A 26,901-nucleotide genomic window follows, 5' to 3' on the forward strand; every position below is an offset into this window, starting at 1 on the left:
AGGTTCGTCTCATGAGACGCGCGGTATGCCCTGGATCCTTTGACCCCATCCACAACGGACATCTCGAAGTCATCGCCCGGGCTGCCGGCCTGTTCGACGAAGTCATTGTGGCCGTGTCCACAAATTACGCCAAGAAGTACAGGTTCAGCCTTGAGGACCGCATGGAGATGGCCCGTGAAACCCTGGCCTCCCTACGGGGCATCATTGTTGAGCCCATGGGGGAGGGGCTGTTGGCTGAGTACTGCCGGCACCGGGGTGTTTCAGCCATAGTCAAGGGCCTGCGTTCATCCTCGGATTTCGACTACGAGCTGCCCATGGCCACCATGAACCGCCAGCTGACCGGCGTCGAAACTGTGTTCCTGCCTGCAGAAGCGCACTACCTGCACCTTTCCTCCACCTTGATCAAAGAAATCAACGTCCTCGGTGGGGACATCTCCGACTTCGTCCCCAAATCCGTGCTGAAAAGGCTTCTGGCTGGCGAGCCGCCAACGGAACAGCCTCGCAAGGGGTAGGCTTGACAGGTACCTTGCGCCTTTGCGCCGAGTTCCCCAAGCTGAAACCACCGCGTATTTACCTGCGCCCGGCGTCGGTTTGAGTCCTCAAGCGTGATCAGGCTAAGATGGTACGTCGGTCATATGTTCTACAGGAGTTCTCATTAAGCGAGATGCAAGTTCGCCCTTGGCGCTGGTAGTCAAGGACCTTGGACGTAGTCCAGGGACCATGCGGACACTCAACGAGCATGTACCTGCGCCAAGTGACCTTGGTGTGGCGCTCATTGGCGTAAAGGAAGGCTCGGATATCGAGCTGGATCTTCGTCTTGAGGCCGTACACGAAGGAATTCTGGTATCCGGAACCGTCGTCGTCGAAGTAACCGGCGAATGCGGTCGATGCCTGGATCCCCTTGCGTATGACCTTGAGGTCAATGTGCAAGAACTTTTCTTCTATGAAGGCGTTGAGCTTTCAGGCGAAGAAGACGATGAAGAGCAACGTCGAGTCGAGTACGATCTAATCGATCTTGAGCCGGTGTTGCGGGACGCAGTTGTCACTATGCTGCCGTTCCAGCCGGTGTGCCGGGAAGACTGCCAGGGCCTGTGTTCCGAATGCGGAGCGCGCCTGGAAGACGAGCCGGGGCACCACCACGAGGTCATTGACCCTCGCTGGGCTGCCCTAGCTGATCTGGCTAAGACTGACCGGCAAACCGATTAGTAAGTGTTCGTCTAAGAGAGAAATGAGATAGCCGTGGCTGTTCCCAAGCGGAAAATGTCTCGCGCAAATACACGCGCCCGCCGTGCCCAGTGGAAGGCAACTGCCCCCAACTTGGTCAAGACCATCGAAAACGGTCAGGTTACCTACAGCCTGCCGCACCAGGCAAAGGTCGTTACTGACTCTGCCGGCACCGCGCTGTTCCTTGAATACAAGGGCCGCAAGGTCGCAGACGCCTAATCTGCCGTACAGGCTGACTAAGGATGTCTTCAACTGAAGAGCTTCTGAAGCGTCTCGGTGTCTCGATTGACACCGAGACGCTTCGTCTTGCTCTGACACATCGCTCATATGCGTATGAGAATGGCGGGATTCCCACCAACGAGCGCCTCGAGTTCCTCGGCGACTCCATCCTGGGATTTTCCGTCACCGATTCTCTTTACCGTGAGAACCCCTCACTGCCCGAAGGCGAGCTCGCCAAGCGGCGTTCCGCCGTCGTCAGTACGCGTGCCTTGGCCGGAATTGGCCGGGAGATCGGCGTTGGTGAGTTCATTTACCTCGGGCAAGGCGAGAAGCTGACCGACGGCAAGAACAAAGCCTCCATCCTGGCTGACACCATGGAGGCCCTGATCGGCGCCACGTATCTCTCGAACGATATCGAGACTGCACGTCAACTGGTCATGCGCCTGGTGGGCCCGCTCCTGAAGGATGCCGGTGCACTTGGAGCCGGAACTGACTGGAAAACGAGCATCCAGGAGCTAACCGCGAGCCGGCAACTGGGCGCCATCCACTATGCCGTTGAAGGCTCGGGGCCGGATCACGCCCGGACGTTCGAGGCAGTGCTGAATATTGGCGGCACACCTTTCGGCCGGGGCTCGGGTCATTCCAAGAAGGAAGCGGAACAGGAAGCCGCTGCTGATGCCTGGCGTGCCCTGACCGCCTTGGACTCCACCACCGCCGGTCCCGCTACCTCATAAACCCCTATGCCTGAACTTCCCGAAGTAGAGGTGGTCCGCCGCGGCCTGGCCCGTTGGGTTCGTGGACGCACCATCACCGGCGTCGACGTCCTGGATCCACGGTCCATCCGCCGGCACACCCTGGGTACAGAGGACTTCATCGGCAATCTTGTAGACGCCACCGTGCTCGACGTTGTGCGCCGGGGGAAGTTCCTCTGGATGCCCCTTGCCATGCCGGGCTCGCCGGATGTTGACCCCGGAATCAACCCGGGAGACCTCCCGAAGGTGGCGCTCATGGCGCATCTGGGAATGAGCGGCCAGCTCCTGATGCAGGACCCGGAGGTTGCTGATGAAAAGCACCTCAAAGTCAGAATCAGGCTCAGTACCGTTGCCGATATGCCCGAACAACTGCGGTTCGTTGACCAGAGAATCTTCGGCGGCCTGTTCGTGACGTCCCTGGTGCCAACAGTCGACGGCGGCCCTGGCGGCCTGGGCGAGACACCCCTGCCGGAGATCGCCGAGGAAGCCTCCCACATTGCCAGGGATCCGCTGGACCCCTTTTTCTCGTTCGACGCTTTCTATCGGAAAGTCAAAGGCCGCAAGACGGGCCTTAAGCGTGCGCTTCTGGATCAATCGGTAGTCTCCGGCATCGGCAACATTTATGCGGACGAAGCCCTGTGGCGTGCCCGGCTCCACTACGCCAGGGCAACGGACACACTTCGCAGGGCGGACGCGGAGCGGCTGGTGGAGGCTGCGCGGGATGTCATGAACGCCGCCCTTGACGCCGGGGGCACAAGTTTCGACTCCCTTTACGTGAACGTCAATGGCGATTCCGGCTACTTTGCCCGGTCTCTGAATGCCTACGGACGTGCTGGTGAACTGTGCGGACGCTGCGAGGCGATAGGCCTGCGGAGCATCATCAAACGGGAACAGTTCATGAACCGTTCCTCCTATACCTGCCCGGTGTGCCAACCGCGGCCGCGGAATGGACGTTGGTAGGTCCAAAACTGTTCCGGAATCGGGGTGGCAATGGCAGACTGTCCCCATGAACAGCTTGGCGTTCCGAATCGCCATCGCACACGTCAACGCCACCACACTGCGGGTGGCGTCAGTTCTACCCGTCGTCTTTCCTGAAACGGCCTGGCAACCACCCGTCAACTCAACCACTTCGGATACGCCATGATGGCGCGGCGGCTGGTACTTGCAGGCATTTGCCTCGCTGTGCTGATCGCCGCCGTCGCCATCATCCTGGACCAGATGGCTGGGAGGCCGGGGCCCTCTGCCGCCCAAAGCACATCAACATCCGCTCCGACCCCAGGCTCCAACGTCACCGCTACAGGGGGAGCGACCCCGGGCGGCAATCCCCCGTCCGGGAGCGCGGCAACCGGAAGCACGGCAACCGGCAACCCGACGTCGGGCGCCGAAGGCAGCGGCAGTGGAAACAGCGCCGAAGGCAGCAGCGGTGACGGCGGATCCGCGGCGAAACCCCTGGAGGTCCTGCCGCCCGTAACGGCAACGCCCACCGGTTTGCCCGAACCCTCCGCGCCTGCGCCACTGATTACCGGCACTTTGCCTCAGCCGGACAGCGCGTCCGGTGAAGTGGTGGACGGGTGGCCGGGCGGGGTCCTGACGTTGCCCGAAGGTACAACAATCGGTTCCACGTCAGTCTCGACGTCCGGTAATGTCCTCCAGGTCGCCGCAGATGGCATCATTGCCAAGCCGCAAGCCGAGGTCCTGGCCTCCTTCCGCCAGTCCTTGGTGGCCCATGGATTCTGGTCCGAGGCGGCGCCAGCTGCGGACGGAGCGATGGCCGAACGGTTCGTGCGAGGCGCAGATACGGTGACGGTATCGGTGTCGACTACAGGTACGGGTAACTCACGATTCCAGCTTTTGGGCAGTCTGCGCACGGCGGCGGACTAGGGGCAGCGATGTACATTTCACTCTCGGACCGCGGGAAACGGGACAAGCCGGAGGGAACACGAACGGCACTATCGAGCGAAGTGCCGTTCCGTTTGTCTCCGGTCATTCTGTGGTTGGGCATTGTGAGTATGGTGACCGATGTTTCCTCTGAGTCGGTCACGGCGATCCTGCCCTTATATGTGACTGGTTTCCTGGGGCTCTCCACCATCGCTTTCGGTTTCATCGACGGCATCAATCAAGGGGCCAGCGCGATCGTCAGGATCGCTGCCGGCTGGGCTGCCGACCGCAGCGGTCACCCCAAACGGATAGCTTTGGCTGGTTACGGCTTATCCATGCTCGCCAGGATAGGTTTCCTCTTTGCCGGCGGGTTTTGGGCCATCACGGCGATAGTCACCGGCGACAGAATCGGCAAAGGCATCCGCACGGCTCCGCGGGACGCCCTCATCTCGGTGTCTGCGCAGCCTGAACATCTGGCCCGCTCTTTTGGCGTGCACAGGATGCTGGACAACATCGGCGCTGCAGCCGGGCCGTTGATTGCCTTCTTCGTGTTGTTGATGATTCCCAACGGTTTCAGCACGGTGTTTGTGGTGTCCCTGGCCTTCGCGGTCATTGGTGTCGCCGTCCTCGCCTTGGTGGTGCCGGACATTAAGGCACGCGGCCTCCAGGGCGTGGAGGGCCGAGAGGGCAGGCGGCTCTTCGCTTTTTCCTGGAGCCACCTGAAGGAGCCTGGGCTTGGCAAGCTGCTGATTGCCGCGGGACTCTTGGGCTTGGTGACCATTGGCGACGGCTTCATCTACCTGGTACTCCAAGCACGGGACTCTTTCGCTGTCCAGTGGTTTCCCCTGTTGTTCGTAGGCACCAATGTGGTGTTCCTGGCGTTCGCCATTCCACTGGGCCGGCTCGCGGACCGGGTGGGGAAAATTCCCGTGTTCGTGGGTGGCCACCTTGCCCTGCTGGCAACCTACCTCCTCGCAGCGGCGCCGTTCGGAGGCCTTTGGGCGACCATCGGCTGCTTGGTCCTTCTGGGAGCGTTTTACGCAGCCACTGACGGCGTCCTGGCCGCCTTGGCCAGCCAACTGACACCGCCGGGGAAACTTGCCACGGGCATCGCTTCGGCACAGACGGTCGTCGCCCTGACCAGGATGATCGCATCGGCAGGTTTCGGTGTCCTCTGGTACGCAGTTGGTGCACCAACGGCCATGGTGGTGGCGGGTGGATTGCTTGCCTGTGCTGTTGTGGCTGTCGCGTTCATACTTCGAGGCGCCCGGGTTGCCCCGGCACTGGACGTAAGTGACCCCAATGACCCGGGTAATGACGCATGAGCGGTGCGCTCGCTGGAACCAAGCTGCGGTGGGGTGCCCTTCTGGCCGTCACGGCCCTGGTGTTGGTGGCGGCGGGTATTTACGCGGTGGGGGCGTACCAGCGATTCGAAGAGAGCAGAAATGCGGCGTCGTCCGTGGGCGTCACAGCGAGCCAGCCGCTTCCGGCCGGCTCATTCGTCCTCTTCCGGAACACGGCGTCGGGCCAGGGCTACGGAAACGCCGCCACCGTCCCGTTGTCGGCTCCCGGCGGATCCCGGGCCGTGAGCGGGCAGGAGTGCGATCGCGTTTACGGAACGCCGGAGAAAGTAGTGTGCTTAAAAACCAACAGGGGCCTGGTGACAGCGTTTGAAGCTGCGGTCCTGGACCGCAACTGGAACCGGGAACGGGCCTGGCCGGTTCCTGGGATACCCAGCAGGACCCGCGTCAGCGCCGACGGATCCATGATTGCCACCACGGTATTCGTCTCGGGCCACTCGTACGCCACGTCCGGCTTTTCCACGGCCACCGAGATCAGCCTCCCGGACGGCACCTCCGGCAATCTGGAGGACTTTGCCTTGATGGTAAACGGCGAGCGGCTTCTTGCCACGGACAGGAACATCTGGGGTGTGACGTTCGCGCCCGGCCAGAGTGATGTTTTCTACGCCACGGCCGCTTCCTCGGGACGCATCTGGCTGGTCCGGGGCAGTTTGTCCGCAAAGACCCTGACCGCCATTCACGACAATGTGGAGTGTCCGTCCATCTCGCCGGACGGTCAACGGATTGCGTACAAGAAGAACGACGGCGGCGCGCTGGCAGTTCATTGGAACGTCGCTGTGCTGGACCTCGCTACGGGACAGGAAACCGTCCTGGCAGAGAAGCGCAGCGTTGATGACCAGATCGAATGGCTGGATAACCAAAACCTTCTCTATGGCTTAGCTGACGAATCCACCGACGGAGACAGCAACATCTGGAAGTTGGGAACCGAACCCGGTTCCCAACCCAGCCTGTTCATCGCCCATGCGTGGTCGCCCAGCGTCGTTCGCTGATGGCACCCCAATAGCGTCAGCAGACCCTCAACAAGCCGCAGAGCAATCCGCCGGACTGGGTGGGACTCGGTGACGGACTGGGCGTCGCCGTCGGCGTTGGACTGGGACTCGGTGCGGCCGTCCCTGTTGGTGTCGCGGTGGCGGTGGGTGTGGCCGTTGGAGTTGCTGTGGCCGTCGGCGCAGCTTGCTGCTGGGCCGGAGCCGTGGTGGAGTACACCACGTCAACAAAGTAGTTCGTAGCGTTCCAGGAGCTCGTGGGCATCACGCCTCCCGAGCCGTACCGGTACCGACCGTTGTTGGGGCCGGTGGCGGTGAAGACCCCGCTGTTCCAGGTCTGGTTGAAGAAGCCCGCCGTCGAGGAGTATCGGCCGTTCGGTGCCCTGTAGGACACCACGTAGGTTTGGCCGGTGACCAGTGCCACGGGTGTTGCCAAGGTGGCGGTTTGCCACCCTGTGGCTGTCTCGTTGGTGAAGGTCACTTGCGCCAGGCGGGTGCCGGCGGAGTTCCAGAGCGACCCTACGTGGGTTCCCGTGTTGCCTGCCCCCTTGTAGAAGCGGATGCCGGTCACATTTCCGGCTTGGGACACCGTGAAGGCGGTGCCCAGTTCCACTGACAGGAAGTCAGAGTTCGCGGCAACTTGTGGAACCAGCGATCCAAAGATCGTGGATAGTTGCACCGCTGGCGCCGCAGTGGTGAATTGCCAGGCCGTGGTGGGGAAATCCTGCCCTTGCTGGGACACAACGTTTGTCACGCTTGCGGAAATCACGGTGCTGGCAGGCAGCGCCGCCGTGGGAGTGAACGTCACGCTCCGGCTATCGGCGGAAAGGGCCGCCGTCCCGGCAACCGGGCTGCCGTTGGCCGTCAGGGTGAACGAAGCGCCTGTCCGTATGGCTGATGAGAAGGTAATGGACGGCTTGACGTCCGCCGGTATGCCGGTGGCACCTGGCGCCGGAACCTGCTCCGAAATAGTCAGCGGTGGTGTGGTCACCGTGAACACCAGATCCACCAGGTAGTTGGCTGTGGAGGAAGCATTGGGGAAGTCGCTGTTGTAGGCGAAGGCTCCGGAATCCGGGGCCGCACGCAGCGGACCACTCGTGAGGCCGGCACCAAATCCACCGGCGCTGTAGGAGTATTTGCCGGTGGGAGACTTGTAGGCCACCACGTACTCCGTATCCGCCTCAATGCTCACGGGCTGGCTGAACGTAGCCGTTTGCCAGCCGGTGCTGGATTCATTGGCGAAGGTAACCGTAGCCAGCAGCTGCCCGGTGGTTGTGTAGAGCGAGCCGGTGTGGGTTCCGGTGTTGCCGGCCGCCTTGTAGAACCGCACCCCGGTGACTTGCCCGGCGGTGTCACTGGCAAACCGGACTCCCAGGGACAACGGCACGCCATCGTTCGCATCCGGAGTGGTTGGAGTCACTGTGTCCTGGAAGAGCGTGCAGGGGCAGACCCCGGGCGTCCGCGGAGCTGGAACGGTGGTGAAAGTCCAGGTGCCACCGCTTGACATCGGCTGCCCTGACACAGCGGTTGCAGTAACTGTTGCCGTGTACGAAGTCCCTGCGGCCAGCGGGGCAGCGGGGGTGAATGTGACCTTGCGGGTGGCTTGGTCGTAGGTGGTGGATCCTGCCACTGCAGCTCCGCCGGTGACTTTGAGCCCCAGTGTGACGCTGGAAGCGACTGCTGCCTCGGAAAGCACTGCACTGACCGCAGAACTCAGGGGGACACTGGACGCGTTGGGCAGCGGCGAGTGTGAGCCGACAGTGAACGGCGCGTTGGGAACGTTGACCACTACGTCCACCAGGTAGCTGGTGGTGGAGCGTGCGGAGGCGAAATCACCGCTATATGTGTAGGCGCCGGCATCAGAAGCAGCCCGGAGCGGACCCACGCTCATACCGGAACCAAATCCGTTGGACGTGGCCGAATACGTTCCGGTCAGCGACTTGTAGGACACGATGTAGTCCGTGTTCGCAGCCATCTGCACCGGTTGGCTGAACATTGCCGTTTGCCAGCCGGAGGCGCTTTCATTCGTGAAAGCGACTGTTGCCAGTTGCTGGCCCGTGGCTGAGTAGAGCGCGCCATTGTGGGTGCCCGTATTGCCTGCCGACTTGTAGAAGCGGATGCCCAGCACTTCACCGGCAGAGACGCTGGAGAACCTGACGCCGAGCGTCAAGGGCACCCCTTCCCGCAGTTCGGCGATACCGGGAGTGACCGAGTCATCAAAGAGGCTGCAGGGGCAGGCACCCGGAACGGGCAGCGTTGCCGCCGTGGTGAAGGTCCACGTCCCTCCAGCTGTGACCGGCCCACCGATCGAATCCGTGCCGGACAAAGTGGCTGTGAATTGAGTACTGAAGGCAAGGGCGTTCGACGGCGTGAAGGTCGCCCGCCGCGTGGCAGCGTCGTACGCCGTGGTGCCTGCCACCGGCCCGGAAGGCGACTGCAGGGTCAGTTGGACACTGGCCGCGGTGACGGGCTTGGAGAAGACTGCGCTCACCTTGGTATTGACGGAAACGCTCGAGGACGAAGGAATCGGTGTATGGCCTGATACGGTCATCGGCGAGCTGTCCACCGTGCTGAACAGGGCGTCGGCGAAGTAGTTACCGCCGTTGTAACTCGTGGTGGGGAAGCCTTGGGATGTTCCGTAGACGCCGGCCGGTTCGGCCCCGAAGCCACCGGCCACCTTCAGCGGGGCGTCGGTGGATCCGAAGCTCGCCCACTGATAGTCCTTGGTGGAGTAGTGGCCGTTCGGTGCCCAGTAGGAGACGGTGTACTTTTGTCCGGCCGCTACAGGCACAGCTTGGGTGAAGAGTGCGGTCTGCCACCCCGACGCCGTCTCGTTCGTGAAGGTGACCGTGGCCAGGCGCTCGCCTGTGGAGCTCCACAAGGACCCGGTGTGTGTTCCGGTGTTGGCTGCGCTCTTGTAGAACCGGACGCCTGTGATGAATCCATCAGTGGAAGGCGTAAACCTCAGGCCCATCTCGTAGGCGCCTCCGTCCCCGGAATCCTTAACAGTGGGAACTGCCTGGCCGAAGACGCTGTAGGGACCGCTAAGGGTCAGGTTCCTGACGGTGGCTGTTCCGATGTTGGCGCTGTCGTCGATGGCCCGGGCCTGGATTGTTGCTGTGGCGAGGCCCTTTTGGATGTACGTGTAGGTCCAGTTCTGCTTGCCTTGGGCCGGGTGCCAGGTGGTGCCACCATCGGTTGAAACCTCCACGCCGGCCACTACGCCGCCAACGTCAGCGGCAGTTCCCGTCACGGTGACGCTGTTTCCGTGCGGTACCGTGGCGCCGTTGGCCGGGGCAGAGATGGTTGTGGTGGGTTTGGTGGTATCGGTGCTGGGTGCCGCGGCGACCAGGCCGGCGGCCCGTGTGGCAGGTTGGGCACCCATATCTGCAAGAAGGTTGACCTGCGCCTGCCTCATGCGGACATCGGCCGGCGCGCCATCGCCGTCGTGCTCTTGGTCCAAGCCCCAGGTCCACTGGACACTGCCGGCAGAAAAGACCAGGGCGCCGCTTGCTGCCCGGTATAGCGTCACGTTATGCGTGGTGCTTCCCGGGGCCACCGTGTTGCCATAGTCCTGGAGGTATTCCGGAACATTTCCCACAGTTGTGGAGAGCCGGACCAGGCCGGCGGGCCGGAAGCCGTTATCCAGATCTTCATTGGATTCATAGCCCACAGTGTGCGGTGCAAGGGCAGCTGATGAACCAGCTGGCAAGGAGGCCAGGGAGGTATTCCGCCATAGCCTGGTTTTTCCTTCTTCGGCGTTCACCGTCACCGGAAGGTCTGAGTGGTTGGACATGTAGAGGGTCCCGGTCAGTCCGTTCTCCGGCAGACCGCCCCCATTGGCCTGTGAAGCGAAGCGCGGATCCCGCCATGTCCCTGTCCATTGCGCGCTGGGGTCGATCTTGGCATGCGCCCAGGTTTCCTTGTAGCACGTCAGGGTACGGTTTGCTGCGCCGTCCACCGTGGAAGGCTCAAAACGGGTGCGCCAATACATTTCGTTGCCGGAGAGGAACTGCAGGTTAACGCCGGCGTCCCGGGCAGCGGTGACGTTGGCCCGCTGCGGACCTGACCAGTATTCGTCGTGGCCTACGGACAGAAATACTTTGTGGTTCAGCAGCTCGGCGCCATTGCTGTTCGCATCAAGGCCGCTGATATAGCTGACGTCGTATCCGTTCTGCTCCAGGAAGCGCACCATGGGGTACTCGTTGGAGAAGTAGAAGTCCCTGCCTCCCGGCCCGCCACGCGTTGCCATGGGACGGTTGTAACTGACTTTGTAGGACCTGCCGTTGGCTGCACCCTGATAGAAGTCGGAGCCGCCATAGGTGTTGTAGGCCTGCCAGGTCTGGTCCGCGGTTTGGAACACCACGGCGGAACGGTTGCCGTCGTTGCGGACAATGAACGTGATGTGGCTCTTCGCGCCGGTATCGGGGCGCTTCAGTAATGCGACATAGACCCCTGAGACGGCGGTAGCCGGTACCTGCCATGTTGCGGACACTGCCCAGGTGCCGCAGTCATACAGTTCCGTCGTGAGGTCACTACGGCACGCGGGCTGATTCTGCCGGAGGACCGACGGCGTCACATCGGCGATTTTGCGTGCGCCCAGGCCGCCGTACCAGCCCGTGCGGTAAATCGCGATGGTGTAGCTGGGTGCGCTCGTATCCACCTTGAAGCGGATAGCTTGCCCCGCGTTCACACTGATCTCGGTAGAGAAGCCCTGGATGCTGTCATCACCGGCGCCGCTGATGTCCCACTCGGAGGGCGGACTTCCGGCCTTGGAGTTCTCGCACGCCACAAGGTTCACCACAGGATCACACGGCCCTGCCGCAACTGCTGCCGGTGCTGAGAGGGGCAGCAGGGCCGCCACCATGGCAAGCACCAAAGGCACAAGGAAGCCTTTGAAGACCCGCTGCGGTTGGGTAGCTGAAGGACCGGGCATGAGAACTCCTGGAGTGGTACGCCGATTGCTAAGACAGGGCCGCGCAATTAAGCGCAACCCCTGCTTGCCGCTCCCCAGCCAGGGTCAAACCAAGATCTTCAGTTGTGAAACTCTAGGGTTGGCGCGGATGGACGTTCCCAAGATCGGGACCGGACCCGGCAATGACCGAACACAAGTTCAAGCCGAAGCCGGACCACAGGAACGAATCCGCCAAGTAACCCTTGGCAGGAGTGTAGGGGTGCGGCATGCCGCCCGCAAGGGCTTCCGCTTTCAGATCCGCAGATTTCGCGCAAACCGCAGTAGATTTAGTGGATACAGACACCCGGGCCATCCAGGAGAACCGAAGCGCCTTGCACCTGAAAAGTTTGACTGTCCGAGGATTTAAGTCGTTTGCGTCGGCCACGACCTTCGACTTTGAGCCCGGCGTCACCGCCGTCGTCGGCCCCAACGGATCGGGCAAGTCCAACGTCGTGGATGCCCTGGCCTGGGTCATGGGAGAACAGGGTGCCAAAACCCTCCGCGGCGGCAAGATGGAAGACGTTATCTTCGCAGGTACCTCGGGCAGGCCACCCCTGGGCAGGGCACATGTTGCCTTGACCATCGACAACGCAGACAACGCGCTCCCCATCGAGTACAGCGAAGTGACCATCTCCAGGACCCTCTTCCGCACGGGCGGGTCCGAATACGCCATCAACGGCGCACCCTGCAGGCTCTTGGACATCCAGGAACTCCTCTCCGATTCCGGCTTGGGCCGGGAAATGCACGTCATTGTGGGACAGGGCCAACTGGACCGCGTGCTCCATGCGACGCCCGAGGACCGCCGCGGCTTTATCGAAGAAGCGGCGGGAATCCTCAAACACCGCCGCCGCAAGGAAAAGACTGTCCGCAAGCTCGAAGCGATGCAGGCAAACCTCGCGCGGCTCGGAGACCTCACGGCCGAGATACGGCGGCAACTGACTCCGTTAGGCAAGCAGGCGGAAATAGCCCGCCGCGCCCAAACAGTCCAGTTCGACGTCCGGGATGCCCGCGCCCGGCTCCTGGCGGACGACCTCGTTCACCTGACAACCACGCTTGAAAAGGACGTTGCTGACGAAGCTGCCCTCAAAGAGCGCCGCCTAGTGGTTGAGGCAGGGCTTGGCACGGGGAGGCGACGCCAAGCTGCACTGGAGCATCAGGCCGCCGAAGCAACCCCGCGACTCAACGCCGCACGCGAGGATTGGTACCAGCTTTCAGCAACCCGGGAACGGCTCCGCTCACTCGGATCCCTGGCCACCGAACGCAGGAGGCTTCTGGGTTCCGCGGAAGCCACACCGGATACCGGACGGGACCCCGAACACCTCGAGCGCCAGGCTGCCCGGGTTCGTGAGGAACAGGCCTCCCTTGAATACGACATCCTCGCCAAGCAGGCGGCTCTCCTGGAGGCAACGGTCGCGAAGGACTCGGCCGAGGCGCTCGCCGCTGCGGAGGACAAGCGCCTCACCGCAATGTTGCGGGCTGCCGCCGACCGGAGGGAAGGGCTGGCCAAATTGGCGGGCCAGGTGGCCGCGGCCAGATCCCGGGCTGAAGCTGCCGAGGCCGAACGTGGTCGCCTCAGGGAATCGTTGGCTGCCGGTGATGATCGGCGTCGCAAGGCCCAGAGCGAGTTCACTGCACTGGAGTCACAAGTGGCCGGCGTCGAAGACGGCGAAGAAAGCCTCGACGCCGAGTACGAGAATGCCAACGACGTCCTGGATGCAGTCATCAGGGAAATCGAGGAGCTGAAGGCCTCTGAACGGGAAGCTGTCCGTGAGCGGGACGCCCTGGTGGCTCGACGCGATGCCCTTCAACTTGGGCTCAACCGCAAGGACGGGTCGGGGAGTCTCTTGACGGCCGAAGGCGTCCTCGGACCTTTGGCTGCCTTGGTGACCATTGAGCCGGGATACGAGGCTGCCGTGGCTGCCGCCTTGGGGAGCGCCTCGGACGCGCTGGTGGTTGCCGATACCGAAAGCGCCCTGGCAGCAATCCGCCGCCTGAAGGATGACGACGCCGGGCGGGCAGCACTGCTTCTTGCCGGAAGCGCCGCCGCACGAGAGGACCTTGGTGCGAACCCCGCGCTGCCCGCAGGTAGTCGTTGGGCGGCCGACGTTGTCGGGATTACTGATCCAGCTGCCCAGGGCGCGCTGGGGCTCCTGGCCCGTACCGCCGTCGTTGATGATGTGGAGGCTGCGGCAGCGCTCCTCGCCGAACAGCCCGACGTCAGGGCCGTTACCCGCGAAGGTGACGTCCTCACCTCCCTGACAGTCACCGGTGGCTCGGCCAGCGCGCCGTCGCTGCTGGAAGTTCAGGCGGCAGTGGACGACGCCGTTACCCGGCTCCAGGAGGTCACGGCCCGTTTGGAACGTGGACGCTTCTCCCTGGCGGGGGCTCAAGCTCGCCGTGCCGAGGCACAGGATCGCGCAGACGCCGCGTTGGAACGCCTGCATGAATCGGATGCCCGCCTTGCCGCCGTAGCTGAGCGACTCGGTCATCTCAACTCCGTTCTTCGCAGCGCCGTTGGCGAAAGTGAAAGGCTCGCTGCGTCCATGTCCAAGGCTGAAGCCAACATCGCAGAAGCCCAGCTTGACCTTGAAGTCGCCGCGGAACGCCTCGCCGCCGCCCAGGAAGCACCGGACGAGGAACCGTCCACGGATCAGCGGGACGAACTTGCTGCCCAAGCCAGGATTGCCCGGGCCCTGGAAACCGAGGCCCGGCTTGCCCTCCGGACGTCCGAGGAGCAGCTGGGCGCCATCAGCAACAGGGCGGCATCCCTTGAGCGGGCAGCAGCTACAGAACGCCGGGCCCGTGAAGAGGCCGCCCGACGCGCGCAACGCCGACGCGCGCAGGGGCAGCGCGCGGCGGCGGTCGCTTCAGCAGTGGAGCAGGCACTCAGGTTCATCGACGTTTCAGTGGAACTGGCCGGCTATGATCGTGACCTCGCCGAACAGAAGCGGGAGCAGCTGGAGAAAGAACTGGCCGAGGTCCGCTCCGGCAACGACGCCTTGGCGCGGGAGCTTGCCGAACTGACAGACTCGGTGCACCGGGATGAGATGGCGCGGACGCAGCAGCGGCTACGCATCGAGGCCTTGGAATCTCGGACCATTGACGAGCTGGGACTCTCAGCTGAACAACTCATTGCCGATTATGGCCCCGATCAACCAGTTCCCCTGCCCCCTGGAACCACCACAGATAAGTGGGCTGAACTCCGGGCGCCCGTTGATGAAAACGGCGACGCCATCATTGAGGGGATTCCGTTCGTCCGGGCAGAGCAGGAGAAGAGGCTGAAGAAGGCCGAGCGCGAGCTTGCCGCTCTGGGCAAAGTGAACCCGCTTGCTTTGGAAGAGTTTGCCGCCCTGGAAGAACGGCACCAGTTCCTGAGCTCGCAGCTTGAGGACCTCAAGTCCAGCCGTAAGGACCTATTGGACATCATCAAAGAGGTGGACAACCGTGTCCAGCAGGTTTTCACCGAGGCCTTTGCTGACACGTCAGCCCAATTCGACCACGTCTTTGCCAGGCTCTTTCCCGGCGGTGAAGGCAGGTTGGTTCTCACGGACCCTGACGACATGCTCAATACCGGGATTGAAGTGGAGGCACGGCCAGCGGGCAAGAAAATCAAGAGGCTTTCGCTGCTGTCCGGCGGGGAGCGCTCGCTCACTGCAGTGGCGCTGTTGGTGGCCATCTTCAAAGCACGTCCCTCGCCCTTCTATGTCATGGACGAAGTGGAGGCGGCGTTGGACGATACCAACTTGGGCCGGCTCATCACCATCTTTGAGGAACTGCGTGAGTCCAGCCAGTTGATTGTGATTACCCACCAGAAGCGCACCATGGAAGTGGCAGATGCCCTTTACGGAGTGACGATGAGGGGCGACGGCGTCTCAACCGTCATCAGCCAGAGGCTCGGTGCCGGGGCGTAGCTTTATGAGAAGGTAGGGGAGTGAACGATTTCCTACCCATAATTCTGTCCATTCTCGCTGCGCTCGTAGTGGTCGGCGGACTCGTGCCGGTACTGTTGAAAGCCCGGAAGTCCGGCGCAAAATACCCCGGAACACGCGACGCGAACGATCCCGTCCAGTCATCGGCAGCAGGCGGCGGAACGCTTGTGGAGGACCGTCCGGATGCGGTGAAGGCGCCGGCTCCCACCTTCGACGGGACGGTGGAGGACACGGATGTCCCGGATGACGCCGCCGGGCTCGAAACAATCGCCATCGACACTCCAGCGCCGGTGGAAGGCAGGCTCACCCGCCTTCGTGCCCGCTTGATCAAGTCCAACAACATCCTGGGCAAGGGTCTCCTGGCCTTGTTGTCGGGCGACAAGATCGACGAAAACGTGTGGGACGAGGTAGAAGAGACACTCCTGCTGGCCGACCTTGGCACTGAACCCACCATGCAGTTGGTGGACGCCTTGCGTGAGCGCGTCAAGGTGCTGGGTACCCGGAGCCCGGAGGACGTCAAAGCGATGCTCCGTGAGGAACTCATCAAGCTGGTTGATCCAGGGATGGACCGTTCCTTGAACGTTGAGCGCAAAGGCGACCGTCCCGCCGTCGTGCTTGTTGTTGGGGTGAACGGCGTTGGCAAAACCACCACAGTGGGCAAGCTGGCACGCGTGCTGGTAGCTGAAGACAAGGACGTCCTCTTGGGCGCCGCTGATACTTTCCGCGCCGCTGCCGCCGAGCAGTTGGCCACGTGGGGACAGCGCGTGGGTGTGCCCACGGTCAAGTCCGACATCGACGGAGCCGATCCCGCTTCCGTGGCCTACGAGGCCGTGAAGGCTGGTATCGACCAGGAAGTCGACGTAGTCATGGTGGACACGGCGGGACGCCTGCAAAACAAGACCGGGCTGATGGATGAACTCGGCAAGGTCAAGCGGGTCATTGAGAAGCTGGCCGAAGTGGACGAGGTCCTGCTGGTCCTGGACGCCACCACCGGACAGAACGGCCTCAACCAGGCCCGGGTCTTCGCGGAGGTAGTGAACATCACCGGCATCGTGCTGACGAAGCTGGATGGAACCGCCAAGGGCGGCATTGTTGTGGCCATCCAGAAGTCGCTGGGTGTCCCCGTGAAGCTTATTGGCTTGGGCGAAGGCCCGGACGACCTCGCACCGTTCGACGCCGAAAGCTTCGTGGACGCCCTGCTCAACTAGCGTTGTGGCCGGCGGGGGAGTGCTTAGAAGGCTCCCGCGCCGGCAGCCAGGCTACGGCGGTGAGGAGGAGCACGCCTCCGGTGATGCCGAACGCCCAGCCGTAGCCGAGGCGGTCGGCAAGCAGCCCGGCCACGATCGGACCAACGATCGCCCCGGTATCAGCCGCCATTTGGAAGATCGCCAGTACCTTCCCTCCCGAGCGGCCGCGGCCAATGACATCGGCGACGGCGGCCTGCTGTGCCGGGCCCAGCAATCCAGAGCCGAAACCCGCCACCGCGGAAGCGATGAGGAATCCCGTCAGATCAGTGGTGAGCCCGATGACGCCGGTGGCCGCGCCCGTGATGACCAAACCGGGGATCAGCAGTGGCTTACGTCCCCACGCGTCGGCGAGCCGCCCGCTGAAGGTCAGGGCAAGGGCGTTGCCCACGGCAAAGATGGCCAGCGCCCATGCTGCGGTCTCAGGCGCTGACTGCAGGACAGCAACGGCGAACAGCGGGATGGTGGCCATCCGGACGCCGAATGTCACCCAGCCGTTGCCGAAGCTTGAGAATATGGCGGCGCGGTAGGCAGAGTCCGCTAAGGCTTCCTTGAGGGTCATGGCCGGGGCAGGTGCAGTCTCTTGTGCTGCATTTCCTTCACCGCTGAGCATGGTGCGCACCACCAGGGCGGCCACCAACAACGCTCCTGCGTAGGCCAGGAAGGGTACCCGGAGGCCGAAGCCCGCCAGTAACCCACCCACTACCGGACCCAGAACACTTCCTATCAGGAATGCCGAGGCGTAGGCACCGGACACGCGACCCCGGCGCTCGGGCGGTGCGAGACGGATGAGCAGTCCCATAGCGGCAACTGTAAACATCACCGAGCCGGCACCACCGAGACCCCGGAAGATCAGTAGTTGCCAATAGTCCTGCGCGAAGGCACATGCCGCCGTGGAGACTGCAACGATCAGCAAACCGGTGACGTAGACATTCCGCTCGCCGAACCGTCCGATCAAGGCGCCGCCTGCAGGTGCGAAGACCAATCGCATGAACGCGAAGATACTCACAATGACGGCGGCAGCAGTGGCGCCGACGTCGAAGGTGGTGGCGAACTGCGGCAGGACCGGGGCCACCAGGCCAAAGCCCAACGCGATCAGGAACGCCGCAGCCAACATCACCTTGATATCGCGCGGAAGGGGAGTCTTCTCCGGCCTGATCCTTGGGGCTTTGACGGATCTGGGCGACTCGGTCATACGGTGCTGGTCCTTCAGGTGAGATTCTCGGTGATACTTCTGGGGCTGTAGAGGTGCATGTGGTCCAAAACCGGGTATTTCCGGTGAAGTCCGACGCCTGAAACATATCCGTAACACTGGGGATATGCACCATTTACGTTGGGGAGGTTGTTGTAACCAGCCCGCAATGTAAAACCCGCGCAGGTGAAACACGGCGGCACAAAACTCTTAAGCAGGACGCAAACGGCGTCAGGACAGCGGTTGAACCGCAGATCTAGCAAGAGAGGAACGTGCACCATGGAACTTACCGCAGGTCACGTATGGGTCATGGTGGCGGCGGCGCTTGTGCTGTTCATGACACCTGGTCTGGCATTTTTCTACGGCGGCATGACACGCGCCAAAGCAGCCCTGAACATGATGATGATGAGCTTCATCTCCATTGGAATCGTCGGGGTTGTTTGGGTGCTGTGGGGCGCATCAATGAGCTCGGGCGAAGGCTTCTTGGAGATCGTGGGCAACCCGTTCGCTTCCTTCGGCCTTATCGGAGTTGAAACCACCCCGGACGCGATGATCAAGATTGGCTACGCAGCCACCTTCGCCATCATCACCGTCGCCCTCATCAGCGGCGCCATCGCCGACCGCGCCAAGTTTGGCGCCTGGAGCATCTTCGTTCCTGTCTGGGTAACCCTGGTCTACTGCCCGCTGGCCTACATGGTCTGGGGCGGCGGCTTGTTCGGCCCCGAAGGCGCAATCGGCAAGGCCCTTGGCCCGGCCATCGACTTCGCCGGCGGCACCGTGGTGCACATCAACGCCGGTGTGGCGGCACTCGTCCTGGTTCTCATCATTGGAAACCGCCGCGGCTTCGGTAAGGACCCGAACCACCGCCCGCACAACATCCCCTTCGTGATGCTCGGCGCTGCAATCCTCTGGTTCGGCTGGTTCGGTTTCAACGGTGGCGCAGCTACCACCGCTGAGCAGGCGGGCTTGATCTGGATCAACACCCTGGCAGCCCCCGCGGCAGCCATGATCGGCTGGCTCATCACCGAACGCATTCGTGACGGCCACCCGACGTCGCTCGGCGCAGCATCCGGTGTTGTAGCCGGCCTCGTAGCCATCACTCCGGCCTGCGCAAACGTGGACCCCATTGGTGCCCTTGGCCTGGGTGTAGTCGCCGGTGTTGCCTCCGCCTTGGCGGTCGGCCTGAAGTTCCGTTGGGGCTTCGATGACTCCTTGGACGTTGTAGGCGTCCACCTCGTCTCCGGCATCATCGGCACGGTGGCCTTGGGCTTCATCGCCAAGTCCACTGACGGAGTGGGCGGCGGCCTCTTCTACGGCGGTGGCATGACCCAGATGTGGGCACAGCTCGCAGCAGCCGGTATCGCGATTGCCTTCTCGGCCATCATGACGGCCATCATTGCCTTCGCCATCCACAAGACCATGGGCTTCAGGGTCTCCACGGAGCAGGAGAACGTTGGCGTCGACCTCAGCCTCCACGCTGAGACGGCCTACGAGTTCGGAGTCAACGGCCACGGTGGCAGCTTCCAGCCACTGCACAATGCCGTGACAGGAAAGTCCGACCCCGCTGCAACCAAGACGCCCGCTGAAGGCAAGGAGAGTGTCCAGGCATGAAGCTCATCACAGCGATCGTCCGTCCCGAAAAGCTTGAAGCAGTCCGGGAAGGCCTCGAATCATACGGGGTCCAGGGCCTGACGGTCAGCGCGGCAAGCGGCTACGGCCGCCAGCGCGGCTACACCGAGGTATACCGGGGAGCTGAGTACAACGTCGATCTTCTGCCGAAGATCCGGATCGAGGTCCTCGCCACGGATGAGCAGGCAGACGACATCCTGGATGTCCTCATCGCCAGCTCAAATACGGGCCGCGCCGGTGACGGCAAGGTCTGGACAGTGGATGTCTACGAAGCAGTCCGGGTCAGGACCGGGGAGCGCGGCGCAGCCGCAATCTAAGTCCATCAATCATCAAGTGGGCCGGGTACCAGTCAAGGTACCCGGCCCACTTGATGTGTCAGCGGCGTTTTCGATGCGCCACCGTCTTTAGTCCACGACGTCGGTGGGCCAGCCCGCCGGGCCCCCGCTGCCGGCGTCGTACTCTTCCAGCGGGACGTCACCGGCCTCCCAGGCGCGGAGGACCGGCTCGATGATCCGCCAGCAGTCCTCGGCAGTATCACCCCGAACTGACAACAGGGGATCGCCGTTGAGGATGCCCTCCAGCACTTCACCGTACGGAAGCATTCCGGCAGCGTTGAGCTGGGCCACCAAACTTGCGCGGTCCAACGTGAAGATGTCGCCGGGGCCGTTCACATCGACGTCGAGTTGGAGTACATCCGGACCGAAGCCGATCCGCAGCTGGTTGGGAGAGTCCACGCCGGAGAATCCCTTGGGCAGGTGGGGGACAGGGCGGAAGGTGATCACGGCCTCCTTGCGCCGGTGTCCCAGGGCCTTGCCGGAGCGAAGGATGAACGGGACACCCTTCCACCGCCAGTTGTCGATCTCCACCCGCACTTCGGCCAGGGTTTCGGTGCTGCGGGAAGGGTCCACGCCTTCCTCGGCAGCGTAGTCCGGCACCGTCCGTTCCCCCAGCGTTCCCGCGGTGTATCGGGCGCGGCGTGTGGAGCCGCTGTACGGGGCTTTGATGCTGCTGGCACGCAGGACCGTAGCCACGGCGTCACGAAGATCCCGTTCCTCGATGGTGGCCGGGGCATCGATCGCAAGGAATGCCATGATGTGCAGGAGATGGCTCTGGATCATGTCGCGAAGGGCGCCGGCAGTGTCGTAGTACCGGGCCCGGCCCTCAAGGGCCAGGTCCTCATCAAAGATGACCTCCACCTTCTCGATGTGGTCCCGGTTCCACACGGGCTCCAGGAACCTGTTGGCGAAACGAAGACCCAGGATGTTCAGTACCGTGGCTTTGCCCAGGAAGTGGTCCACGCGGTGGATGTGGTCTTCGGGCACCAGTGCGGCGAGTGTCTTGTTGAGCTGGTGCGCAGATTCTGTCCCGGAGCCGAACGGCTTTTCCATCACCAACCGCGTTCCCGGGGGCAGCTGATCCGGGTGGAGAACCTCGCAGGCCTTCTGGCTGACGTGGGGCGGCAAGGCGAAGTAGATGGCCACCGGCCCTTCCAGTTGGGCCAAAAGCCCGGCCAGCGGTCCGTCAGCGGTGACGTCCACCTGATGGTATTCAGTGGATTCGGCGACGGCAGCCAGCACAGTGCGGCCGTCGGTGTCAGCCGCGCTTGACGCCGCAGCGAAGGCACCGGTGACCCGTTCCTGCCACTGTTCAGGGGACCACGGGTCAGAGCCCGCCCCCACCAATCGAAGTCCGGGCGCCCGGCCGGAAGCCAGTAGGCCGGCCAGGCCCGGCAGGAGCAGCCTGCCTGTCAGGTCCCCGGACGCGCCGAGGATGAGCAACGTTTTTACAGTTGTTTTGCTGGTCACTGTGCCAGCATGCCATCTTGCAGGTGCGACTTGGTACCCTAGATAGTCGAGTCCCGTAGTCGAAACAGATTTGTTGGCTGAGAGCTATTTGCCGGGGCAAGAATGATCAGGACTATGGCGTGCCGCATTGGCCGCCATTCGTAGACCATCGAAAGAAGTGCACGGCGCGTGTTCAATTCACTCTCTGACCGGTTGACAGCAACCTTCAAGAACCTTCGTGGCAAAGGCCGCCTCACCGAGGCTGATGTCGATGCCACCGTTCGGGAGATTCGCCGTGCCTTGTTGGACGCGGACGTTGCAGTATCCGTGGTCCGCGAGTTCACCGGCCGTATCCGTGAACGTGCCTTGGGCGCCGAAGTCTCGGGAGCCTTGAACCCGAGCCAGCAGATCGTGAAGATCGTCAACGAGGAACTCAAGGAGATCCTTGGTGGCGAAACCCGCCGCATCCGTTTGGCCAAGACCGGCCCCACCATCATCATGCTCGCCGGCCTCCAGGGTGCCGGTAAGACCACCCTGGCCGGCAAGCTGTCCAAGTGGCTCAAGTCCCAGGGGCACAGCCCCATGCTGGTTGCCTGTGATCTTCAGCGCCCCAATGCAGTGACCCAGCTCCAGGTTGTGGGGCAGCGTGCCGGCGTTCCCGTGTTCGCTCCGCACCCCGGCGCCACGTCCGAGCTCGAGCACCCTGCCGGCGATCCCGTGGCCGTCGCCAAGGCCGGTGTCGAGGAAGCGCGTCAGAAGCTGCACGACGTCGTGATTGTTGACACCGCCGGCCGCCTTGGCGTCGACGCCGAGATGATGGATCAGGCCCGCCGCATCCGTCAGGCGATCATTCCCAACGAAGTCCTCTTCGTCATTGACTCCATGATCGGCCAGGACGCTGTCAACACGGCGATGGCGTTCGATGAGGGCGTCAACTTCACCGGAATCGTGCTGTCCAAGCTCGACGGCGATGCCCGCGGCGGTGCCGCACTTTCGGTCGCGTCCGTGACTGGCAAGCCGGTGATGTTTGCCTCCACGGGTGAAGGACTGGATGATTTCGAGCTCTTCCACCCGGACCGCATGGCTTCGCGCATCCTGGACATGGGTGACGTCCTCACACTGATCGAGCAGGCCGAGAGGTCGTGGGACAAAGACGAAGCTGCCCGGATGGCGAAGAAGTTCGCCGACCAGGAAGACTTCACCCTGGACGACTTCCTGGCCCAGATGCAGCAGATCCGCAACATGGGCTCCATGAAGAAGATGCTCATGATGATGCCGGGTGCGCAGAACATCCGCCAGCAGCTTGAGAACTTCGACGAAAAAGAGATCGACCGCGTCGAGGCAATCGTCCGCTCCATGACCCCGCACGAGCGGGTGGCTCCGAAAATCATCAACGGTTCCCGCCGTGCCCGTATCGCCAAGGGCTCCGGTGTGCACGTCTCTGAAGTCAATGGCCTGCTGGAGCGGTTCGCTCAGGCGCAGAAGATGATGAAGAAACTGGCCCAGGGCGGTGGCATGCCGGGCATGCCCGGGATGCCTGGCCTCGGAGGCCCCGGCGGCGGACGCAAGAACGGGAAGAACGCCCCGAAGAAGAAGGCTCGCTCGGGCAACCCTGCCAAGGCAGCCCAGGAGCTGCGTGATGCCGAAGCCAAGCGGGCAAACGCTGCCTCGGCAGCCCCTACTGGAGCGGCTTTTGGTCAGGGTGCAGCGGACTTCGATCCGTCATCGCTCAATCTTCCCAAGGGCTTTGACAAGTTCCTCGGAAAGTAGATATTGCGTCCTAAGGAGCCGGGCCTCCCGGTTCCTTAGGATGTCAGAGCCGTGGAATAGGCTGAATCAATGCATAAGCAGCGCGTAGTTTTCGTCCACGGCCTGGGCAGTTTCGGTGCTGCGGCGTGGCCGAAGCAACATGGCATGGCCCTCGCTTATGATGCCCTCTTCCTTCGGCGGCACGGCTTTGACGCCGTCGCCGAACCAACGGAATCCAATGTGGCGGCGGACGTTGCCATTGTGATCAATGCCTTGATTGATTCCGGTGGGGGCCACATCGTGGCACACGAGCAAGGCGCCATCTCCGCCATGCTGGCAGCAATCGAACGTCCCGAGCTGGTGCATTCGCTCACTTTGGTGGAGCCCGCATGTTTGTCCCTGACGGCTGAGCTTCCGGCTACGGGTTCCCACCGGGCACTCATGGAACCGCTGTTCGACGCCCGCACGCAACTCAATGACGCCGATTACCAGCGTGAATATTTCCGTCGGGCTTTCTCTGCTGAAACGGGTGGGCTGGACACTGCAGAAGCCCGGCGTTCCGCCCGCAGGCTCCGGCTCCAGGCACCGCCATGGGAGGCGCCGCTCCAGATCGTTCCAGGGGTCCCCACCTTGGTCCTCACCGGCGGTTGGGAACCCCTCTACGAGGAAATTGCGGGCTACCTCCAGGAAACCGGTGCCCTCCGCCGCGTGGCAGCGGGCGGACACCGGCCCCAGGATTCCGTTGACGGCGATCAGGCTATCCGCTCGTTCATCGCGGATGTGGGCCGGGCGATGTCAGTTCAGGCCTCCTGAGCTGCTGCCTTGGTTCGCGGGGACCTGAAGCTCCGGCAGGTACACCTTTCCCCCTGAAGCCAGGAACTCGTCGCTCTTTTGGCGCATCCCGTTATACATTCCTGCGATTGCAGCCTGGGATTCTGCCGAACCGTATTCGTCGCGGATGTCCTGGCTGATGCGCATCGAACAGAACTTAGGTCCGCACATGGAGCAGAAATGGGCGGTTTTGGCGGGTTCTGCAGGCAGTGTCTCGTCGTGGAACGCTTCCGCGGTGACAGGGTCCAGGGACAAGGCGAACTGGTCCCTCCAGCGGAACTCGAACCGCGCCTTGGACAGCGCATCATCACGTTCGTGAGCTCCCGGATGTCCCTTGGCGAGGTCTGCCGCGTGCGCCGCGATTTTGTACGTGATGACGCCAGTCTTGACGTCGTCCTTGTTAGGAAGCCCCAAGTGCTCCTTCGGGGTCACATAGCAGAGCATCGCGGTGCCGTAGCGTGCAATTTCCGTGGCGCCGATGGCTGAGGTGATGTGGTCATAGCCGGGGGCGATGTCGGTAACCAGTGGACCCAATGTGTAGAACGGCGCACCCTTGCACAGCTCCTGCTGGCGCTCAACATTCTCCCGCACCAGATGGAAGGGAATATGTCCGGGACCTTCCACCATGACCTGGACGTCAAACTCCCACGCCCGCTGTGTCAGCTCCGCGAGTGTATCCAACTCGGCGAACTGCGCGGCGTCGTTGGCGTCGGCAATGGATCCGGGACGCAGCCCGTCTCCCAAGGAGAACGCCACATCGTACTGGGCAAAGATTTCGCAGAGCTCGTCAAAGTGCGTGTAGAGGAAATTCTCCTGGTGGTGAGCAAGGCACCACCCGGCCATGATGGAGCCGCCGCGGGATACGATGCCCGTGACCCGGTTGGCGGTCAACGGCACGTACCTGAGCAAAACGCCCGCATGGATGGTCATATAGTCCACGCCCTGCTCGCACTGCTCGATCACGGTGTCGCGGAAGATCTCCCACGTCAGCTGGTTGGCCTCGCCGTTCACCTTCTCCAGCGCCTGGTAAATGGGGACTGTTCCGATAGGAACGGGCGCGTTGCGAATGATCCACTCACGCGTGGTGTGGATGTCATCTCCTGTGGAGAGATCCATCACTGTGTCAGCACCCCACTGCGCCGCCCACTGCAGTTTGTCCACTTCCTCGGAAATGGAACTGGTGACTGCCGAGTTGCCGATGTTGGCGTTGATCTTGACCAAGAAGGCCTTGCCGATGATCATCGGCTCGGATTCGGGGTGGTTGATGTTGTTCGGGATAATCGCCCTTCCCGCGGCAACTTCGCTGCGGACGAGCTCAACATCGCAGTTCTCCCGTAATGCGACGAAGTGCATCTCCGGAGTCACGACGCCTTGTTTCGCGTAGTGCATCTGGGTGACGGTCTTACCGTCGACGGCGCGGCGCGGCACCGGCCGCGCGCCTTTCCACTCCGCTGAAGATGCTCCTCGCCGAACTGCGGATTTACCGTCATCGAGCAGGTTCCGTTCGCGCCCCGAATACGCCTCAGTGTCTGCACGGGCTTCAATCCATGGGGTACGGAACGGCTCCAGACCTACCACGGGATCGCTGCCCGGGCCTGCTGTCCGGTAAACCTGCAGAGGCGGGTTGGCCAGGCCATTGGGGGAGGGTTCCAACGCGATCTCCGTAACGGGGACCCGAATGCCATGGTGGGGATCCTCCAACCAGGCCAGCGAGTGGGACTTCAACGACTGCGTGATGGACTCGATTTGGCCCGCGTTCGTCCCGTTTTGGCCCGCGTTCTTTCCGTTTTGGGCAGGGCTGTGCTGTGTTTCTGTGGTGCTCAAGGGAATACTCACTTCCTTCGCCGGCATTACCCGGACAGGTTCAACGGTCGCAGACTGCGTCAGTCCGATCTCAGCCCCTGCAGGGGCCCCCGTGTGGTCGTAGACGAAGCTACCACAGCTCTGAACAGCGGCCCAGTCACATGCTGGCAACGGGCTCTGTCGCGCTGCCCCGCTACGCTTTTACCATGGCCACCATCATCGAATTCATTGGACCTGTGCTCGTCTCGGCGAACGAGGAGCGCCAGGGGATGTGGTCCGTGGATGGAGTTCTGACCTTCCAGCGCCCCACGGTCATGCCGGACGTTGTGTTGGAGGGGTGGGTTCTGCCTGGTTTGGTGGATGCCCACTGCCACATCGGACTAGGGGCAGGGGGAGCGGTTGACGAGCAAACCACCCTGGCTCAGGCCCACACGGACCGCGACGCCGGAACGCTGCTGATCCGCGATTGCGGATCGCCCAGCGACACGCGCTGGGTCCAGCAGCGGTCTGACTTGCCCCGACTCATCCGTTCAGGCCGGCATATTGCCAGGAGCCGGCGCTACCTCCGCGGCCTGGGCCACGAGATTGAACCGGAGCAGCTGGTGGAGACCGTCCGAAAGGAAGCCAGGGACGGTGATGGCTGGGTGAAACTGGTGGGCGACTGGATAGATCGTGGCGTTGGCGATCTCACCGCATCGTTTCCGGCAAAGACCGTGAAGGACGCCATCGCGGCGGCGCATGACGAAGGTGCCAGGGTTACGGCTCATTGCTTCGCCGAGGACACCATCGACGACATGCTCGATGCCAATATCGATTGCATCGAGCACGCCACCGGCCTCTTGCCTCGGCACATTCCGCGGTTGCTTGAGCAGTCCGTACCGATCGTGCCCACCTTGGTCAACATCGCGACTTTCCCGGATATCGCCGCGCAGGCAGGGCCAAAGTTTCCCGAGTACGCAGTCCATATGACTCGCCTGTGGGAGCGCCGGCGGGAGCGCGTGCTGGAAGCATTTGAGGCAGGCGTTGCGATCTATGCCGGGACCGATGCGGGAAGCGTCATCAAACACGGCAGGATTGCGGACGAAATGATGGAACTGCACGACGCCGGCCTGCCGCCTGCCGCTGTCCTGGAGGCCGCCGCGTGGGGTGCCCGGGCATGGCTGGGAGCCGAGGGCATCAGCGAGGGTGCCCGGGCCGACGTCGTGTTGTGCAGTGACGACCCTCGACGCCGCCTGGCCACGGTCACTGACCTCAAACACGTAGTCCTTGGAGGACGTGTCGTCCGTTAGGAATAAATTGAAGCTTCAAGTAATTTATAAGGGTAGAAGGATGCCGATGCGCGGCCACCTCAGAACCGGGAGCTTCA

The 26,901-nt window shown here is 62.7% G+C and carries 19 protein-coding genes and 1 riboswitch; of the genes, 15 read left to right on the forward strand and 4 right to left on the reverse strand.

Annotation, left to right across the window (positions count from 1 at the left end):
* The first annotated feature begins 11 nt into the window (after positions 1 to 11).
* From coaD to ACIQH5_RS09565, 8 genes are all read left to right on the forward strand, one after another.
* Entirely contained in the window at positions 12 to 512 is a 501-nt protein-coding gene (gene coaD, locus ACIQH5_RS09530) for a pantetheine-phosphate adenylyltransferase (protein WP_062068952.1), read from the forward strand.
* Positions 513 to 678: 166 nt separating this feature from the next.
* Positions 679 to 1,206, forward strand: coding sequence for a DUF177 domain-containing protein (locus ACIQH5_RS09535; protein WP_017199628.1), 528 nt, complete (start codon positions 679 to 681; stop codon positions 1,204 to 1,206).
* A 33-nt stretch (positions 1,207 to 1,239) separates the two neighbouring features.
* Positions 1,240 to 1,443, forward strand: coding sequence for a 50S ribosomal protein L32 (gene rpmF, locus ACIQH5_RS09540; RefSeq protein ID WP_011775139.1), 204 nt, complete (start codon positions 1,240 to 1,242; stop codon positions 1,441 to 1,443).
* Positions 1,444 to 1,466: 23 nt separating this feature from the next.
* The gene (gene rnc, locus ACIQH5_RS09545) at positions 1,467 to 2,177 is read left to right on the forward strand and encodes a ribonuclease III (protein ID WP_062068954.1); all 711 of its coding nucleotides are present in this window, start codon (positions 1,467 to 1,469) and stop codon (positions 2,175 to 2,177) included.
* 6 nt (positions 2,178 to 2,183) lie between these two features.
* Positions 2,184 to 3,155 carry a bifunctional DNA-formamidopyrimidine glycosylase/DNA-(apurinic or apyrimidinic site) lyase gene (gene mutM, locus ACIQH5_RS09550; RefSeq protein WP_400402422.1) on the forward strand — a complete coding sequence of 324 codons (972 nt, stop codon included), beginning with the start codon at positions 2,184 to 2,186 and terminating at the stop codon, positions 3,153 to 3,155.
* Between the two features lie 180 nt (positions 3,156 to 3,335).
* Positions 3,336 to 4,076, forward strand: a complete 741-nt coding sequence (locus ACIQH5_RS09555; protein WP_400402424.1) for a hypothetical protein — start codon at positions 3,336 to 3,338, stop codon at positions 4,074 to 4,076.
* A gap of 80 nt (positions 4,077 to 4,156) precedes the next feature.
* A complete protein-coding gene (locus ACIQH5_RS09560) occupies positions 4,157 to 5,398 on the forward strand; it encodes an MFS transporter (RefSeq protein WP_400402505.1) in 1,242 nt (413 codons plus the stop codon).
* On the forward strand, positions 5,395 to 6,423 hold the full coding sequence (locus ACIQH5_RS09565) for a TolB family protein (protein ID WP_400402426.1): 1,029 nt from the start codon (positions 5,395 to 5,397) through the stop codon (positions 6,421 to 6,423). The genes ACIQH5_RS09560 and ACIQH5_RS09565 overlap by 4 nt, the downstream gene beginning before the upstream one ends.
* A gap of 16 nt (positions 6,424 to 6,439) precedes the next feature.
* Here ACIQH5_RS09565 and ACIQH5_RS09570 read toward each other — a convergent pair whose 3' ends face one another.
* Positions 6,440 to 11,356: a DUF4082 domain-containing protein gene (locus tag ACIQH5_RS09570; RefSeq protein WP_400402428.1), complete on the reverse strand. Its 4,917-nt coding sequence runs from the start codon at positions 11,354 to 11,356 to the stop codon at positions 6,440 to 6,442.
* A gap of 350 nt (positions 11,357 to 11,706) precedes the next feature.
* Here ACIQH5_RS09570 and smc point away from each other — a divergent pair, with 350 nt between their 5' ends.
* On the forward strand, positions 11,707 to 15,285 hold the full coding sequence (gene smc, locus ACIQH5_RS09575; RefSeq protein WP_400402507.1) for a chromosome segregation protein SMC: 3,579 nt from the start codon (positions 11,707 to 11,709) through the stop codon (positions 15,283 to 15,285).
* A gap of 20 nt (positions 15,286 to 15,305) precedes the next feature.
* Entirely contained in the window at positions 15,306 to 16,511 is a 1,206-nt protein-coding gene (gene ftsY / locus ACIQH5_RS09580; protein WP_400402430.1) for a signal recognition particle-docking protein FtsY, read from the forward strand.
* Here ftsY and ACIQH5_RS09585 read toward each other — a convergent pair.
* Positions 16,504 to 17,742, reverse strand: coding sequence for an MFS transporter (locus ACIQH5_RS09585; protein ID WP_400402432.1), 1,239 nt, complete (start codon positions 17,740 to 17,742; stop codon positions 16,504 to 16,506). The genes ftsY and ACIQH5_RS09585 overlap by 8 nt on opposite strands.
* Positions 17,743 to 18,018: 276 nt before the next feature.
* Between ACIQH5_RS09585 and ACIQH5_RS09590 the strand changes: the two genes are divergently transcribed.
* Positions 18,019 to 19,350, forward strand: coding sequence for an ammonium transporter (locus ACIQH5_RS09590; protein WP_400402434.1), 1,332 nt, complete (start codon positions 18,019 to 18,021; stop codon positions 19,348 to 19,350).
* Positions 19,347 to 19,685: a P-II family nitrogen regulator gene (locus ACIQH5_RS09595; RefSeq protein WP_011775128.1), complete on the forward strand. Its 339-nt coding sequence runs from the start codon at positions 19,347 to 19,349 to the stop codon at positions 19,683 to 19,685. The genes ACIQH5_RS09590 and ACIQH5_RS09595 overlap by 4 nt, the downstream gene beginning before the upstream one ends.
* A gap of 87 nt (positions 19,686 to 19,772) precedes the next feature.
* Here ACIQH5_RS09595 and ACIQH5_RS09600 read toward each other — a convergent pair whose 3' ends face one another.
* Positions 19,773 to 21,173 (reverse strand): glucose-6-phosphate dehydrogenase, encoded by a 1,401-nt coding sequence (locus ACIQH5_RS09600; protein ID WP_400402436.1) that lies wholly within the window; start codon positions 21,171 to 21,173, stop codon positions 19,773 to 19,775.
* A 168-nt stretch (positions 21,174 to 21,341) separates the two neighbouring features.
* On the opposite strand from ACIQH5_RS09600, the gene ffh reads away from it, so the two are divergent.
* Both ffh and ACIQH5_RS09610 read left to right on the forward strand, forming a co-directional pair.
* Positions 21,342 to 22,922 (forward strand): signal recognition particle protein, encoded by a 1,581-nt coding sequence (gene ffh / locus ACIQH5_RS09605; protein ID WP_400402439.1) that lies wholly within the window; start codon positions 21,342 to 21,344, stop codon positions 22,920 to 22,922.
* A gap of 69 nt (positions 22,923 to 22,991) precedes the next feature.
* Entirely contained in the window at positions 22,992 to 23,714 is a 723-nt protein-coding gene (locus tag ACIQH5_RS09610) for an alpha/beta fold hydrolase (RefSeq protein WP_400402441.1), read from the forward strand.
* Here ACIQH5_RS09610 and thiC read toward each other — a convergent pair.
* Positions 23,697 to 25,556, reverse strand: a complete 1,860-nt coding sequence (gene thiC / locus ACIQH5_RS09615; protein WP_400402444.1) for a phosphomethylpyrimidine synthase ThiC — start codon at positions 25,554 to 25,556, stop codon at positions 23,697 to 23,699. The two genes, ACIQH5_RS09610 and thiC, sit on opposite strands and share 18 nt — an antisense overlap.
* Positions 25,552 to 25,659: riboswitch (TPP riboswitch) on the reverse strand. (Overlaps the previous gene by 5 nt.)
* 82 nt (positions 25,660 to 25,741) lie before the next feature.
* On the opposite strand from thiC, the gene ACIQH5_RS09620 reads away from it, so the two are divergent.
* Positions 25,742 to 26,824 carry an amidohydrolase family protein gene (locus ACIQH5_RS09620; protein ID WP_400402447.1) on the forward strand — a complete coding sequence of 361 codons (1,083 nt, stop codon included), beginning with the start codon at positions 25,742 to 25,744 and terminating at the stop codon, positions 26,822 to 26,824.
* Positions 26,825 to 26,901: the final 77 nt, after the last annotated feature.

Origin of the sequence: Paenarthrobacter sp. NPDC091711, assembly GCF_044756605.1 — a bacterium.
GTDB lineage: Bacteria > Actinomycetota > Actinomycetes > Actinomycetales > Micrococcaceae > Arthrobacter.